The 14,269-nt window shown below is 41.5% G+C and carries 14 protein-coding genes and 1 tRNA gene; 5 read left to right on the top strand and 10 right to left on the bottom strand.

Going from position 1 to position 14,269, the window contains the following annotated elements; genetic code table 11:
- Positions 1–31: 31 nt before the first annotated feature.
- The 5 genes from OCU78_RS06550 to OCU78_RS06530 form a co-directional block, all read right to left on the bottom strand.
- The gene (locus OCU78_RS06550; protein ID WP_137372739.1) at positions 32–1,480 is read right to left on the bottom strand and encodes an NAD-dependent succinate-semialdehyde dehydrogenase; all 1,449 of its coding nucleotides are present in this window, start codon (positions 1,478–1,480) and stop codon (positions 32–34) included.
- Positions 1,481–1,562: 82 nt separating this feature from the next.
- Positions 1,563–2,078 (bottom strand): flavin reductase family protein, encoded by a 516-nt coding sequence (locus tag OCU78_RS06545; RefSeq protein ID WP_137372738.1) that lies wholly within the window; start codon positions 2,076–2,078, stop codon positions 1,563–1,565.
- Between the two features lie 13 nt (positions 2,079–2,091).
- A complete protein-coding gene (locus OCU78_RS06540; RefSeq protein ID WP_137372737.1) occupies positions 2,092–3,570 on the bottom strand; it encodes an aldehyde dehydrogenase in 1,479 nt (492 codons plus the stop codon).
- Positions 3,560–4,402 (bottom strand): alpha/beta fold hydrolase, encoded by an 843-nt coding sequence (locus tag OCU78_RS06535; protein ID WP_240701709.1) that lies wholly within the window; start codon positions 4,400–4,402, stop codon positions 3,560–3,562. The genes OCU78_RS06540 and OCU78_RS06535 overlap by 11 nt, the downstream gene beginning before the upstream one ends.
- Before the next feature lie 12 nt (positions 4,403–4,414).
- A complete protein-coding gene (locus OCU78_RS06530) occupies positions 4,415–5,014 on the bottom strand; it encodes an amino acid synthesis family protein (protein WP_137372736.1) in 600 nt (199 codons plus the stop codon).
- A 515-nt stretch (positions 5,015–5,529) separates the two neighbouring features.
- Between OCU78_RS06530 and OCU78_RS06525 the strand changes: the two genes are divergently transcribed.
- The 4 genes from OCU78_RS06525 to OCU78_RS06510 all read left to right on the top strand — a co-directional run bounded on the left by OCU78_RS06525 (position 5,530) and on the right by OCU78_RS06510 (position 9,540).
- Positions 5,530–7,143 (top strand): BCCT family transporter, encoded by a 1,614-nt coding sequence (locus tag OCU78_RS06525; protein ID WP_137372735.1) that lies wholly within the window; start codon positions 5,530–5,532, stop codon positions 7,141–7,143.
- Positions 7,144–7,233: 90 nt separating this feature from the next.
- Positions 7,234–8,265, top strand: coding sequence for an LLM class flavin-dependent oxidoreductase (locus OCU78_RS06520; protein WP_137372734.1), 1,032 nt, complete (start codon positions 7,234–7,236; stop codon positions 8,263–8,265).
- 101 nt (positions 8,266–8,366) lie between these two features.
- Positions 8,367–8,654 (top strand): DUF1330 domain-containing protein, encoded by a 288-nt coding sequence (locus OCU78_RS06515; RefSeq protein ID WP_137372733.1) that lies wholly within the window; start codon positions 8,367–8,369, stop codon positions 8,652–8,654.
- A gap of 160 nt (positions 8,655–8,814) precedes the next feature.
- Positions 8,815–9,540 carry a GntR family transcriptional regulator gene (locus tag OCU78_RS06510; protein ID WP_137372732.1) on the top strand — a complete coding sequence of 242 codons (726 nt, stop codon included), beginning with the start codon at positions 8,815–8,817 and terminating at the stop codon, positions 9,538–9,540.
- A 334-nt stretch (positions 9,541–9,874) separates the two neighbouring features.
- Here OCU78_RS06510 and OCU78_RS06505 read toward each other — a convergent pair.
- A tRNA-Val gene (locus tag OCU78_RS06505) sits at positions 9,875–9,951 on the bottom strand.
- Positions 9,952–10,218: 267 nt separating this feature from the next.
- Positions 10,219–10,887 (bottom strand): DUF2726 domain-containing protein, encoded by a 669-nt coding sequence (locus tag OCU78_RS06500; protein WP_137372731.1) that lies wholly within the window; start codon positions 10,885–10,887, stop codon positions 10,219–10,221.
- Positions 10,888–11,170: 283 nt separating this feature from the next.
- Between OCU78_RS06500 and OCU78_RS06495 the strand changes: the two genes are divergently transcribed.
- A complete protein-coding gene (locus OCU78_RS06495) occupies positions 11,171–11,356 on the top strand; it encodes a hypothetical protein (protein WP_137372730.1) in 186 nt (61 codons plus the stop codon).
- Positions 11,357–11,468: 112 nt separating this feature from the next.
- Here the strand turns inward: OCU78_RS06495 and OCU78_RS06490 are convergent, their stop codons facing one another.
- From OCU78_RS06490 to OCU78_RS06480, 3 genes are all read right to left on the bottom strand, one after another.
- Positions 11,469–12,233 (bottom strand): substrate-binding periplasmic protein, encoded by a 765-nt coding sequence (locus OCU78_RS06490; RefSeq protein WP_137372729.1) that lies wholly within the window; start codon positions 12,231–12,233, stop codon positions 11,469–11,471.
- A 203-nt stretch (positions 12,234–12,436) separates the two neighbouring features.
- Entirely contained in the window at positions 12,437–13,222 is a 786-nt protein-coding gene (maiA, locus tag OCU78_RS06485) for a maleylacetoacetate isomerase (RefSeq protein WP_137372728.1), read from the bottom strand.
- Positions 13,212–14,228 (bottom strand): fumarylacetoacetate hydrolase family protein, encoded by a 1,017-nt coding sequence (locus tag OCU78_RS06480; protein ID WP_137372727.1) that lies wholly within the window; start codon positions 14,226–14,228, stop codon positions 13,212–13,214. Before OCU78_RS06480 ends, maiA begins: the two co-directional genes overlap by 11 nt.
- Positions 14,229–14,269: the final 41 nt, after the last annotated feature.

Raw genomic sequence — 14,269 nt, 5'->3', positions numbered from 1 at the left:
TTTTCACGTACTTGAATTTCGATATATCAGCTTATAAGCCGCCCATCATTACGTATTTTGTTTCCAAGTAGTCATCTAGCCCTTGGCGTGCACCTTCTCGACCAAGACCCGATTCTTTTACTCCACCGAAAGGAGCCACTTCAGTTGAGATAAGCCCTTCATTGATTCCAACCATACCGGCTTCCAGCTCCTCACTAACTCGCCATGCACGCTGTAAAGAACGCGTATACGCATAAGCTGCGAGCCCTGAATCTGTATCGTTTGCACGAGAGATAACCTCATCATCAGATTTGAACCTAAACAGAGCCGCTAACGGACCAAAAGTTTCATCTCGCGCCACTAGCATGTCGTCATTAACCTCAGTTAAGATCTGTGGTGGGAAAAAGTTAGTGCCAGCAGGCTGAGCTTGACCAAAAGCGAGCTTCGCACCTTTAGCTATTGCATCATCAATATGACTTTGCACTTTTTCAACAGCGGCTTTATTGATTAATGGACCGATCATTGAGCCAGGAACAAAGCCATCATCAACTCGTAGTTCCGCAACTCGTGAAATCAGCTTCTCTGCAAATTGATCATAAACCGCATCATGGACAAATAAGCGATTGGCGCACACGCAAGTTTGACCAGCATTTCGAAACTTGGCGATCATGACGCCATCTACGGCAGCATCTAGATCAGCATCATCGAAAATGATGAATGGGGCATTGCCGCCGAGTTCTAATGACAGTTTTTTTACTGTTGAAGCAGATTGCTCCATCAATAACTTGCCTATTGCGGTAGACCCGGTGAATGAGATCTTCTTCACCTTCTTACTTTGAGTTAGTGCGCCTCCGATCTCGATGGCATTACCCGTGATCACGTTAAACAAACCTGATGGTATACCAGCCCTTTCAGCAAGCTCCGCTAATGCAAATGCCGTAAGTGGGGTTTCTGGTGCTGGCTTCAACACAACTGCGCAACCTGCGGCAAAAGCTGGACCACACTTTCGGGTAATCATTGCTGCTGGGAAATTCCACGGCGTTATCGCCCCCACAACACCAACCGGTTCCTTACTTACAACAAGGCGAGAGTTAGGCTTGTGGCTAGGGATAACTTCGCCATAACTGCGTTTTGCTTCCTCTGCAAACCACTCAATAAAGCTGGCTGCATACGCAATTTCGCCTTTGGCTTCTAAAAATGGCTTGCCTTGCTCTGAAGTGAGAATCGACGCAAGGTCATCAGTGTTATCAATAATCAGTTGATACCAACACTTCAAAACAACTGAACGCTCTTTAGCCGTTCTTTTCATCCATAATTTCTGCGCTTTCTCTGCCGCTGCAATCGCTAATAACGTGCTCTTCTGACCAAGCTCTGGAACAGTCGCAATAATGTCACCAGTAGATGGGTTGTATACAGGAACGGTGGCACCATCCTCAGCTTCTACCCATTGTCCTGCAATGTAACAAGTCTGCTTTAATAAGTTTGAATCCAATAATTTCACCGAAAACCTCACTGCCTATTTCAATTTAATCTCAATATGGATCTGCTAAATATTTTCACATCGAGCTAACTATCCAAACCGTTTAATTCATTTCGGGTAACGAACCCATCTTGCTACGGCAATAAAGCAAAGGATGCTTCTGGTCAGTATTAGCGAGTTCAGCATTCACGACTTGGCCAACCAATATAGCGTGGTCTCCTCCTGGGTAGTCATTCCACAAGGTGCACTCGAGTACAGCCAATGCACCTTCAATCACAGGCACACCATGTTTACTCTGTTTGATATCCAACCCTTCTGATTTATCTATGCCTTTTTTTGCAAATTGGTAAGCAATGCTTTGCTGGTCATCAGCCAAAATATGAATCGCAAATTTTTTGGTATCACGAATCACCGGATACGAATCAGAGGTGTAGCTTGGGCACACTAAAACTAAAGCTGGATCCATAGACAGCGCACTAAATGCACTGGCGGTAAAACCTACAACATCACCAAGGTCGTTATAAGCCGTAATTACAGTCACACCTGTTGGAAACTGACCCATGATGTTTTTATACAATTCTGGCGAAACAGCCTGATCGATTTGTTGTTGTGTTGTCATGATGATTCCTTTCTTAACGCATAGTAAATGGGTCAGCCATTGGCTCTGATGAAGTATTTATCCAAACAGCTTTCAACTGTGTGAATTCATTAATCGAGTCACTACCGCACTCTCGTCCATATCCACTTTGTCCGTAACCACCAATAGGCGCTGAAGCAGAGATAGCTCGGTACGTGTTCACCCATACAATTCCAGAGCGAATGCCTTTAATCATACGGTGAGCCTTAGCTAGGTTTTCAGTCCAAATGCCCGCTGCGAGCCCGTATTTGCTGTCGTTGGCTAGCTTTAATGCTTCTGCTTCGTCTGCAAATGGAATAACCGTAGCTACAGGACCAAATATTTCTTCTTGGACTACCGTGGCGTTGTGATCAGTGCACTCTAAGATGGTTGGAGTGTAATACCACCCCGGAGTGATGTCTGGACGCTTGCCACCAGTGCGAAGTTTGGCACCTTCAGTCAGTGCGATATCAACAAAACGCTCGACGATTTCAAGTTGAGCCTGCGTTGCCATCGGCCCCATTTCCGTTTCCACCTTTGAAGGATCACCAATAACAATTTTTTCAGCTCGTGCAGTCAACTTAGCGACAAATTCATCATAAATATCTTGCTGCACTAACAGGCGAGAGCCTGATACACAGCTTTGACCCGCGGCTGCAAAAATACCGGCAACGGCACCATTCACAGCACTATCAATATTGGCATCGTTAAAGATAATGTTTGGTGATTTTCCGCCTAACTCTAAAGACAATTTGGCGTAGTTTTCTGCTGAGTTTCTGATTACATGTTTAGAGCTTTCGCTACCGCCAGTAAATGCGATCTTACGAACAAGAGAGTGACGAGTTAATGCGGAGCCACAAGGTAAACCATATCCAGTAATGACGTTAACGGCACCAGGCGGGAAACCTGCTTCCAACACCAATCGACCTAGCTCTAGTAACGTAGCTGATGCATGTTCTGAAGGCTTTAGTACAACTGTATTTCCGGCAGCAAGCGCTGGAGCAATCTTGATTGCAGTTAAATACAAAGGAGAGTTCCAAGGAATGATTCCAGCAATAACCCCTAACGGTTCACGCACGGTATAAGCAAACATATCGGATTTATCGAGAGACAAGGTTTCGCCTTCTACTTTGTCGGCTAAGCCAGCAAAGTAATAGAAGAACTCAGGCAGGTAGCTAACTTGTCCCAACGTTTCTCGGATCAACTTTCCGTTATCTCGGCTTTCAAGCTGTGCCAGTTGCTCTTTATTCTCAGCAATTAAATCACCTAAACGGCGAAGGAGTTTGCCTCGTTGTGCTGGCGTAGTTGAAGACCAGCCTTCTGATAAAAATGTCTGATGCGCTGAACGTACCGCTTGGTCTACATCTTGTTCATCAGCATATGGGAATGTTGCCCAAGGTTGTTCATTAGCAGGATTAATACTTTCGAACGTTTTACCTGTATTTGCTGAAACCCACTCTCCGTGAATTAACATTTGAAATTGTTCAAGCGCCATTTGCAAACTCCTGTAATGTCTCTTTTGTTTGATTCTTTAGCTTCTGCTCTTCAAAAAAACGAAGAAGCATACTATTCACTATTTGTGGTGATTCAACGGGCATCATGTGACGTTGTTGTTCAAGTACGATCACTTTTGCATTGGGTAAATGTAACGCCAAGCCATGAGCCATTTCCGGCGTAGAACCTATATCAAGCTCACCAGTCGCCACTAAAGTAGGCACATCCAGCCCGCTTAATTTTGAAACGCCATGATTATCACTCTCGCCAAATAACTTATAGGTATGTAGATAACCATTTTTACTATTTGTGATAATACGCTGAGTAAATGCGTCTATTTGCGCAGGGTTAGCTCCTCGGTATTCCTGACTGAACCAGCGCTCAATTGCAGCGTTAACGTTAGCTCCAGGTCCAAATTTCTCGACATCTTTGCATCGTAAAAGTACATTTCTACGTTGCTGCTCTGTGCGATTAAAAACGCTATTTAAAATCACCAATCGAGCCACTCTATGTGGATATTTCAATGCAAAAGCACGTGCAACTAATCCCCCCATCGAGAAACCTACTACCGTTATTGGTTTATCGATTTTGAGACCTTTAATTAAGCGCTCAAGCTGCTCGGCATAAGCCTCAATTGTGTCTCTACTTTGAGGTTCTGGACTATCGCCATGCCCTAACATGTCATAACCTATAATGTGGTACTGCTTAGCTAGCCCAGCAACTTGACCGCCCCACATTGATTTATCCAAACCTACACCATGAATGAAGATGACTGTTTCGCCATCTCCACATGAAAAGTAGCTGGTTCCATCAACTAATTTCATGCTCTCCATTTCGATTCCTTATTATTGATTTTTAGCGGCTTTCTCTTGAGCAAGCTCTTCAAGATCAATATATCGATTACCAATTCGAGGGTGTACACGCCCTCCATCAGAAGCTCCCAAAACAACAACAATTTCATTTGCTGCTGGTGCGTCTTCAATTTTCATTTCAAGCGTAACGTAGTGAGAACGAAGCCCTTCATCATCTTTGTGCATCATAGGCACTTGAATTGATGTACCACCAGCGCCGCGTTTGTTCGTAAAACTCAAATAACTTTTAGCATCAACCGCTTCACGATAATGATTACCAAAACGTAATGTATGGATAACCGCCGAAGCATGCTCGATTTCACCTTCCATACCTACGACTGCAGCTTTTCCGTAAGCTTCTATGTTTTCAGCCCCGCCCATAACACCTGCTAACTTGTCCACGATAAGAGCGCCCAAATCAGAACAGTGCTCTGTCACTTCAGGGCGTAGGTTTTCAACAAAGCCTCTTCCATGCCATGGGTTCTCAATAACAACGGCTACTGCTGCCATCATTACTGGCTTATCACCTACTTTGCCGCCTTCTATGCGAGTTTCTTCAATATAAGTGCAGATCTTGCGGATATTAAAAGCCATTGATTTTTCCTTCTTACATATATGTCTTAAAGCGATAGAAAGATTGCCATCGCTCAACCTGTATTATGGTATACCAAACTTTTCACATAAAAAGAAATGACTTTAGTCTTATATGAATAGTATAAAACCATGACATAAATCCTTTTTAACCTTAAAAAACAACCATATAAGACAATAAAAACCACTTAAACACTAAATATCATTTTGTTTAAAATATCAACAACGATCACAAAACAAAACATCACTTACATTCTTTTTAATTGTAAAAACATTAACAAAATTACATATTAATATTAAATATCAAATACTTAAATAAATAACAATGTTAAAACCATGTTAATTAAAACGGTTGATGTGCGAATTTTTAATGCTATGGTATACCAATAAGTCAAATGACGAGTCAGCCAAGGAATTGGTCGACGATATAAAAAGGGTATCTAAGGGTAATGTAGTCTGAGGGCTGCTGCAGTTTATCTAAGATGCAATCATACAGCGTGTAAAGGAGCAATCCTGCTATGAATTCCAATCGCAACATGGTTAACAAACAAGGAATATTTCAAGGCGTTAACCAAACTATGACCATTGCCTCATTGGCGATGGTATCAGCATTTGTCCTCTTTTCAGTTCTACAAATTGACTTAGCGAATACAGTCTATAGTAGTGTGAAAAGCTGGATCACCACCAACCTTGGTTGGTACTACATCGGAGCCGTTGCCGTAATATTCGTGTTCTCCGTATGGGTCACATTTAGTCAATTTGGCAAAGTACGTTTGGGGAAAGATTCAGACAGGCCGGAATTCAACAACTTTACTTGGTTTGCTATGTTGTTTAGCGCCGCTGTAGGTACTGGATTAATGTTTTGGAGCATCGCTGAACCATTAACTTATATCCAAGGAAACCCGTTTGCAGAAATGGCAAATGTGGGGGCTAGTACAGCAGAAGCAGCCCAGATTGGAATGCGTATAACTATTTTTCACTGGGGTCTAAATGCTTGGAGTGTTTACGTATTAGTGGGTTTAATCTTAGCGTATTTCGCGTATAGAAAAGGGCTACCTCTTACTATTCGTTCCGCTCTTTACCCAATATTAGGTAACCGTATTTATGGACCAATTGGTCATGCGGTAGACCTACTCGCAATATTTAGCACTTTGTTTGGTACTGCCACGACACTTGGTCTTGGTGTGTCCCAAATGAATGCCGGACTTAACTACTTATTTGGAATAGAGATTAACTCAGTTAACCAATTGATCTTGATTGTAGTTGTCGGTTCAATCGCCACTTTTTCGGCAGTGTCTGGTCTTCAAAAAGGCATTAAGTTACTTAGCCAGTGGAACGTGAGAATTAGTTGCATCCTATTTGGATTCTTCCTAATCGCTGGTCCTACCGTTTATCTATTCAGCACCTTCTTTACGAATATGGGTGACTACTTAGCTAGCTTTATTGGAATGTCTCTTTGGGTCGACCCGCAACCTGAGCGTCAATGGCAAGGCTGGTGGACCGTTTTCTATTGGGCATGGTGGTTAAGCTGGGGTCCATATGTTGGTATTTTCATCGCTCGTATTTCAAAAGGAAGAACGATTCGTGAACTGATGTTAGGCGGCGTTCTAGCAAGCACACTTGGTGCCTTTACATGGATAACCATTATGGGCGGAACCGCGACTTATTTAGAATTATACACCGAGAGTGACCTAACTTCAGTTGTAAACGAAAACCTAACAATGGTCCTTTACAGCACAATCGAAGCTCTTAACGTTCAGTGGCTAACATGGCCAATGGCGGCGCTGGCAACACTAATGATTATCTCTTGGTTTGTTACCTCTGCCGACTCCGCAACCTTAGTAATATGTACTATTTTGTCGATGGGCGGTAACCACCCACCAATTAAGATGCGCATAATTTGGGGGGCTGGATTAGGGCTTGTCGCCGGCATATTGCTAATGGCTGGTGGACTAGAAGGGCTTCAAGCGGCCTCAATTGCAGCGGCACTGCCATTCTCAATAGTCTTAATCGTTATGGCTTACTGTTTCATGAAAGATCTGTACATAAGTACTGAATATCAAGAGTCACCACAGCCATTAGTAAAAAAACAAAATAAACCATTAGAGCCAGCGTCAGCGCTCACTAAATAACTAAAACCAGTAACTAGAAACTTAATCCAATAACTAGATAGAGGTCTCCTACAGGCCTCTATCAAAAAACATAACTGAAAGGATACTTCTATGAAATTTTCGCTTTTTCTGCACATGGAACGCTACGACGATAATAAAACTCATAAAGAGTCATTAGCAGAACTTACTGAACTAGTGCAAATTGCCGAACAAGGTGGTTTTGAAATGGCTTGGGTTGGTGAGCACCATGGAATGGAATTCACCATTGCCCCAAACCCTATTAACTACATTACGTATCTTGCAAATAAAACCAGTACGATCCGCCTAGGTGCAGGTACTTTCATTGCCCCATTTTGGCACCCAGTAAAATTGGCTGGTGAAGCCGCTCTGGCTGATATTATGTGTGACGGACGCTTAGAATTTGGTATTGCTCGTGGAGCTTACCAAGCGGAGTTTGATCGCTTAATGAATGGTATGCCAGCAGCTGACGGTGGTAAGTACCTAAGAGAGATGGTCCCTGTCTTACAAAAACTGTGGACCGGTGATTGCGCGCATGATGGCGAGCTATTTCAATTCCCAACAACGACAAGCGTACCAAAACCAATTCAACAGCCCCACCCACCTATGTGGGTAGCAGCAAGAGATCCTGATTCGCATAACTTTGCTATTAGTAACGGCTGTAATGTGATGGTGACACCATTGCAAAAAAATGACGAAGAAGTCCAAGATTTAATGAATAAGTTCAATGAAGCCTGCGCTAATAACCCGCAAGTTGATCAACCAGACATCATGCTACTGCGCCATACCTTCGTAGGTGAAAACGAGCAAGATTTAAGTGCCGGGACTGACGCTCTTCACCGTTGGTATTCCATGTTTATGGCATGGGCTCGCAATAACCAAACACCGAATGACGGCTTTGTACAACACTTGAGCAGCGAAGACTTAGGTGAAAGCTTTAGTAAAGCGACACTTCGTAACAACCTTGCGATTGGTACACCAGAAGAAGTGGTTACTCGTCTTAAGTACTACGAAACATTAGGCATCAGCCAATACAGTTACTGGGCTGACAACAACTTAAGCTTTGAAGATAAGAAAAAATCACTGCAGTTGTTCATCGACAAGGTCATGCCAAAGTTCAATTAGGGTTAGTACAGTCACCTAACCTTCACAACTTTTGTCTAAATCGCCTCATTAACGTGGGGCATTTTTCTCTTTCTCCTACACGTAATAATTAGGAATACACTATGAAAGGATACTGGATAGCTCATGTCACTGTTCATGATATCGAGCAATATAAAAACTATACCGATCTCGCCCCCAAAGCTTTCGCACCGTATAAAGCAAAAATATTAGCTCGCGGCGGCCGTTATCAACAGCTAGAAGGTGAAGAACGACATCGCCATGTCATCATCGAGTTTTCATCATTTGATGATGCTCTTAATTGCTATAATTCAGATATTTACCAACAAGCTGCAATGCAACGTCAGGGGGTAGCAACCGCTGAGGTTGTGATTGTAGAAGGTGCTGAATGAAAAATGAGTAGTCCTCTAACTGAATATGAGTATCAATATAAAATAAATTAACATTGCTATTAACAATCACTTATAATCAAAAATGTGAGTGCAAAACAAATATTTACCCAGCTTCATCGTAATTCCGCAATGAAATGCTCAAAAGTAGTGAGAATAAAACATGATCAGGCAAGCTTCGCAATTAACCAAGATTGACAACAATCGTACCCCTTTACGCGAACAAGTGCTTAGAACTCTTAGAAGCGCAATCATGAATTTCCAACTAATGCCTGGAGATCGATTAGTTGAAAGAGACCTTTGCGACATGCTTGGTGTTAGCCGCAGCTCAGTTCGCGAAGCATTAAGGCATTTAGAATCAGAAGGGTTGGTAGATTATCTCGAAAACAAAGGTCCAATTGTTACTCGTTTGACACTTGAAACCGCAAAAGAGATTTACGAATTACGTGTAAGTTTAGAAAGCTTGGTTGTCCAATTATATACACTTAATGCAACAGACAAGCAGTTACAGATGCTTGAAACTACACTCCATTTACTTACTCGCCGTCTTACACAAAATAATGTGGCTAATATTCTCGATAGTGTGAATGACTTTTACGAATTACTGTATGAAGGTTGCGGTAATCAAACTGCAGCTAAGCTATTGCGCCAACAGCAAGCTCGCATAAACCTGCTAAGAGCAACGTCAATTTCACAAGAAAACCGCTATATGCAGAGTATCGAAGAGATGAGCGCGATTGTTGATGCCATTCTCAAGCGAGATTGCGAAGCCGCGCACTACGCTTGTACTGAACACATTAGATTGGCTTCTGAAGTAGCACTATCCGCTATGGCGGAAAAGGAAGGTATTTCTGATGTACCTACCATCTTCATTCCTCAAAAAGCCTAGCTTTTAATAAGCTTTATCTATTCCGATAGACCCAAACATCTACATACATATCTCAGTACCAGATTAATTTAATTACTTTATTAATCTGGTACTTCGCAAGAACAAACTTTCGGTTTCATTCCACAAACGACCACTTGCTCAAGAACGTAGTATTTTAAGACGAACCAAACTTTTCGCTAACTTGAATAATAGGATTGCAGCCATTCAGCAATAAAAAAACCACAAATGAGCTCTTTCACTTGTCCATAAAGTGCGGCTTTAATTGAACAAGGAATTACATACACAAAAAAGCCCACACTAGGTGGGCTTTTCGCTTGTTCATAAAGAACGAATCTGGTGCCCGCTACTGGACTCGAACCAGTGACACCTTGCATGTCATGCAAGTACTCTAACCAACTGAGCTAAGCGGGCAATGCTTTGAAACTAAACTAGCCTTTTCATTAAGTGGCTATCGCTTCAGAACGAGATGGATAATAGCGATTGAATGGGTAGCGTGCAAGGATAAATTTGCACTAAATTGATCGTTTGCTTTTAAAACCAACAATCAGAATAAATTTTAAACACAAAGCAGATCAATGGGTTGAAGTAGATCACATTTCAACTCCACTTCAATGGTTAGCAGCAAGCCTATGCTTTGTGCCTTTTAATCATTAAATTAACCGTTTGAGTAAAGATTGATCAGTTTGACTCTTCTTCTATTTCAAAGACAACATTATAGTTTTCAGTATAAGTACAATTTGGTTGTCTGCTACAAGTGAAGAACCTACGCCCTTTAAAGTCACCTTGGCTAGCCGTTTTAATTATCATTGGACTTCCACATTTACGGCAGAACCTCACTTCCTTGGATGGTTCAATCAAATCAATATGAGCCGCTAACAGACGTTTAAGACGGCTGACTTGATAGCTGTGTTTTACTGAAGTCCCAATCAATGGCACCCCTGCTGATTTACACACATGCATCAGTAACTTTTCTCTTTCGACTTTGGTTTTATGAAGTTCTTTTCCATTATCGAATTCAATAACGACTCGTGGTTCCAGTGTTCTTGGATCACACACTACAAAATCAAAATAAGTACGTGAGATTTTACCATTGGCAATAAACCAATTCTTTTTGGTATTCGATTTCGCTGGTGCTAATACACTTGCCATGTTGACCTTAGCAAACACAGCACCATGGTCCCCCACTGCGGCTTTCAGCGCATTATAAAAAGCCGCTTGTTGCATGGTCATTAGGCTGGTTTTTTTCTGATAAGCAAAATCTTTGGTGTCATCATGCTTGAGTACATACTTTTGAATAAAGAAGAAAAATACAACCAGCACAATCACTACAATAAAAATATTAGTCATTTTTTAACACTGCTTTGAAAACAAAAACTTAAAATAGAAATGAACTCTAGCGTAAGTAGAAAGCCCGCCATAGGCAAGTAAAACCCTCTTCCCTTCTGTAAAATCGAACACTTATTCCCGAATGAAACGCTTCCCAATGAATCACTTTGTTTTTAGTGATCATTGTCTCTAACTAGAAACGGTAACAAACAACCTAACAATAAATTGATTTAGATCATCTTTCCGTAATTTGTGATCACTTAGATTGTAACTTGTTAAGCAAACGTTAATTTAGGAGCGGCAAATGGAATTGAAACAAGATCCGAGATGCTATACAGATGTTTGTGTAAATGGGAAATGGTTCCACTACGACCACTGCGGAACAACTGCTTATATGCTTAAAGGCGGTGCTTCAGCTCAGGTTGAACTCAGTAAAGAACCTGCAACAGAGAATGAGCTGGTTTCTCTCTTGAGTAACATTGCTAAGTAAAGAACGTTAGAAGTTATTCTTATCTAGTACTGCTAAACGCAGCAATGATCAGAATAACTTTTTTACTTCCTTCTTTTAATTCTTTAAAACTGAAGGTCTCAAGCACAAGAGTCTATTTATACCGATTTAGAATCACCTCAAAATGGTTCACGCCATCTTCGTTGTTCGTATCACGAATAATATCAATCGACTTTTGAAGCCGTTCTACGGTCGCAACTTCTGTATTTTTGTTAATCGCGTAATACAACTCACCTTCTTGCAATACATGCACTACTTCATAAGCTGAAGCTTTATAGCCAGCCGTAGATATCCACCACTTCGCGACATTTTCTTCATAAGCCCATAAATCAATTCGTCCTTTTTGAATCTGTTGAGCAATATTTTCAGCATGAAAATTTTCCATAATCGAGTCTCTTGGCACACCAGCTTCCAAAAGCAATTGCTCTCCAACGTCATCTCGAATTACCCCAATACGGTATTGAGCAAGGTCACTTGGAGAATTAATTATAATTTGATTCACTTTTTTAGCTAAAACTACAATTCGAGTGGTTGCAATCGGACCAACCCAATAAAACAAGTCTTCTCTTAATTCTGTTCGAGTCGTTGAAAATAGAACAGTATCAGGCTTAATAAGTGTAGAACGATATGCCCTAGCCCAAGGTTGTAGCGCAATGTCACTTCCCATTACTCTTTCGTTCGCTTCATCTGAGGCGGCAATGAGCAAGTCAACGGCAATACCTTTTACAAGACCTTCTTCACTGAAATTATAGGGAGGGTACTCTTCACTCAAATACGTTAATTCAGACAAGCTTTTAGAGAGTACAGGTGATGAACAAAAAGTAGCAAGTAATAGGTAGAGACTACTCTTACTATTCATTGGACCGCTCCTAATGATAATTACATAAATTAAACTTAGGAGTTAATGTGATATACGTCTACTTAATTAAAGGTAAATCATAAAGCTTCAGCTTAGTTTTGAATCTAGATAATCATTCCGCATCACAATCTAATTGGCTGAAGATAATAAAATAAAGCACCTGCGAACGGTGCTTTATTTAGCGTATCTTTTATTCAACATATCTAATTATGAGCGTCGCTTTGGTTTTCAGGTAAAGCTGAAATGAATGCTGGCTGGGTATTAGCATATTCATAGATAGACATGATCTTTGGATAAGCTGACATATCAACCTCAAAGCGAAGTGCATTATAAACCTGAGGAATTAGACATACATCAATAAGTGATGGTTGTTCTCCTAATGCATAAGCTGCAACGTTTCCTTCAGAGCTACTATCTGATTGTGGTTGGTCATGCTTAATACATTGACCATCTTTAATACGCTGGAGATGTTGAATACGTTGGCTATCAAGACTTCCTAGCTTTTCCTCTATTGATTGAAAACCTGTCACTATCCAATGTTGATACCATTTGTTTGCTTGATCTTCAGTACACCCCAATTCACCTTTTAGATACTGTAAAACACGTAAATTGTTGAGCGGATGAATATCCATCGAGATATCTTGCGCGATAGATTTTACTAACCAACGAAGCTCTCCCGACTTAGGTAGAAGTGGGATATCTGAACTTAGGCTTTCTAAATATTCAATGATTGCCATTGATTGATTCAGTACAAATCCATTATGCACAAGAGTTGGAACCAGCTCTGAAGGGTTCAGTTGATGGTAGCCTTCGCTATGCTGTTGACCACCACCTTTTACCAAATGCACTGGTTCATAATGGTATTCAAGCCCTTTCAAGTTCAAAGCAATTCGAACGCGGTATGCCGCTGAGGAGCGCCAATAACCGTACAACGTCAAACCCTGATCATTAGCTTGACCTTGAACGTCATTAACAACATTATCGCTCATATCTCACAACCTTTTGGCTGATCGAACCAAAAATTGACTCACCATTACTATCGTTCATCTCAAGTTTGATTGTGTCGCCAAACTTCATAAAGCTTGTTGTTGGCTTTCCGTCTCGTATGGTTTCAATCATCCGCACTTCAGCAATGCATGAGTAACCTACACCACCTTCTTCAATAGAAGTCCCAAAATCTGTTCCTTGCTTGTTTGAAACCGTTCCAGAGCCAATGACAGCACCAGCACTTAGTGGACGAGTCTTCGCAGCGTGAGCCACCAGCTCTGTGAAGCTAAACGTCATATCAACGCCGGCATTTGGCTGACCAAACAATTGACCGTTATACGTTGAAACCAAAGGCAAAGTCACTTTCCCGTCTAGCCAATTACCTGATAATTCATCTGGCGTGACTGCAACCGGAGAAAAAGCAGAGGACGGTTTAGACTGGAAAAAACCAAACCCTTTAGCTAATTCTCCTGGAATGAGCCCTCTTAATGAAACATCATTCACCAGCATCAATAAACGAATGTGCTGTAAACAGTCAGATGATTTCTCGCCCATAGGCACGTCACCGGTCACAATGGCGACTTCTCCTTCAAAATCGATTCCCCAAGATTCGTCTGCCATTTCAATATCATCAGTTGGACCAATAAAAGAATCCGAACCCCCTTGATACATAAGAGGATCATGCCAAAAGCTTTCAGGCATTTCTGCGCCACGAGCTTTACGGACCAACTCAACGTGATTCACATAAGCTGAGCCATCCGCCCACTGATATGCTCTAGGCAGTGGCGAATGACATAAGCTCTCATCAAATGGTAATGCTTGTTCAAGCTGTTGACGATTTAAGCTTTGGTATGTTGCTTCAAGTTCAACAACCACTGAATCCCAATTATCCAATGCTTGTTGCATCGTAAGGGCTATATGCTCAACTAACACATATCGAGATAAGTCTTTTGAGACGACAGCCAGACGACCATCGCGAGTGTTATTTTTTAACGTTGCTAACTTCATAATCTTTCCTTGCTCAACTGTGTATACCTTTTCAAGCCAGT

The sequence above is a fragment of the Vibrio gallaecicus genome (genome assembly GCF_024347495.1).
Classification (GTDB): Bacteria; Pseudomonadota; Gammaproteobacteria; order Enterobacterales; family Vibrionaceae; genus Vibrio; species Vibrio gallaecicus.
Note: the sequence above shows the minus strand (reverse complement) of the source record. Positions and strands in the feature narration are given on the sequence as shown.

Coding starts and splice junctions, on each gene's coding strand:
- OCU78_RS06490 (WP_137372729.1), bottom strand. CDS start 12,233: ATGAATAGTAAGAGTAGTCTCTACCTATTACTTGCTACTTTTTGTTCA.
- OCU78_RS06545 (WP_137372738.1), bottom strand. CDS start 2,078: ATGACAACACAACAACAAATCGATCAGGCTGTTTCGCCAGAATTGTAT.
- OCU78_RS06480 (WP_137372727.1), bottom strand. CDS start 14,228: ATGAAGTTAGCAACGTTAAAAAATAACACTCGCGATGGTCGTCTGGCT.
- maiA (WP_137372728.1), bottom strand. CDS start 13,222: ATGAGCGATAATGTTGTTAATGACGTTCAAGGTCAAGCTAATGATCAG.
- OCU78_RS06500 (WP_137372731.1), bottom strand. CDS start 10,887: ATGACTAATATTTTTATTGTAGTGATTGTGCTGGTTGTATTTTTCTTC.
- OCU78_RS06515 (WP_137372733.1), top strand. CDS start 8,367: ATGAAAGGATACTGGATAGCTCATGTCACTGTTCATGATATCGAGCAA.
- OCU78_RS06495 (WP_137372730.1), top strand. CDS start 11,171: ATGGAATTGAAACAAGATCCGAGATGCTATACAGATGTTTGTGTAAAT.
- OCU78_RS06525 (WP_137372735.1), top strand. CDS start 5,530: ATGAATTCCAATCGCAACATGGTTAACAAACAAGGAATATTTCAAGGC.
- OCU78_RS06520 (WP_137372734.1), top strand. CDS start 7,234: ATGAAATTTTCGCTTTTTCTGCACATGGAACGCTACGACGATAATAAA.
- OCU78_RS06535 (WP_240701709.1), bottom strand. CDS start 4,402: ATGGAGAGCATGAAATTAGTTGATGGAACCAGCTACTTTTCATGTGGA.
- OCU78_RS06530 (WP_137372736.1), bottom strand. CDS start 5,014: ATGGCTTTTAATATCCGCAAGATCTGCACTTATATTGAAGAAACTCGC.
- OCU78_RS06540 (WP_137372737.1), bottom strand. CDS start 3,570: ATGGCGCTTGAACAATTTCAAATGTTAATTCACGGAGAGTGGGTTTCA.
- OCU78_RS06510 (WP_137372732.1), top strand. CDS start 8,815: ATGATCAGGCAAGCTTCGCAATTAACCAAGATTGACAACAATCGTACC.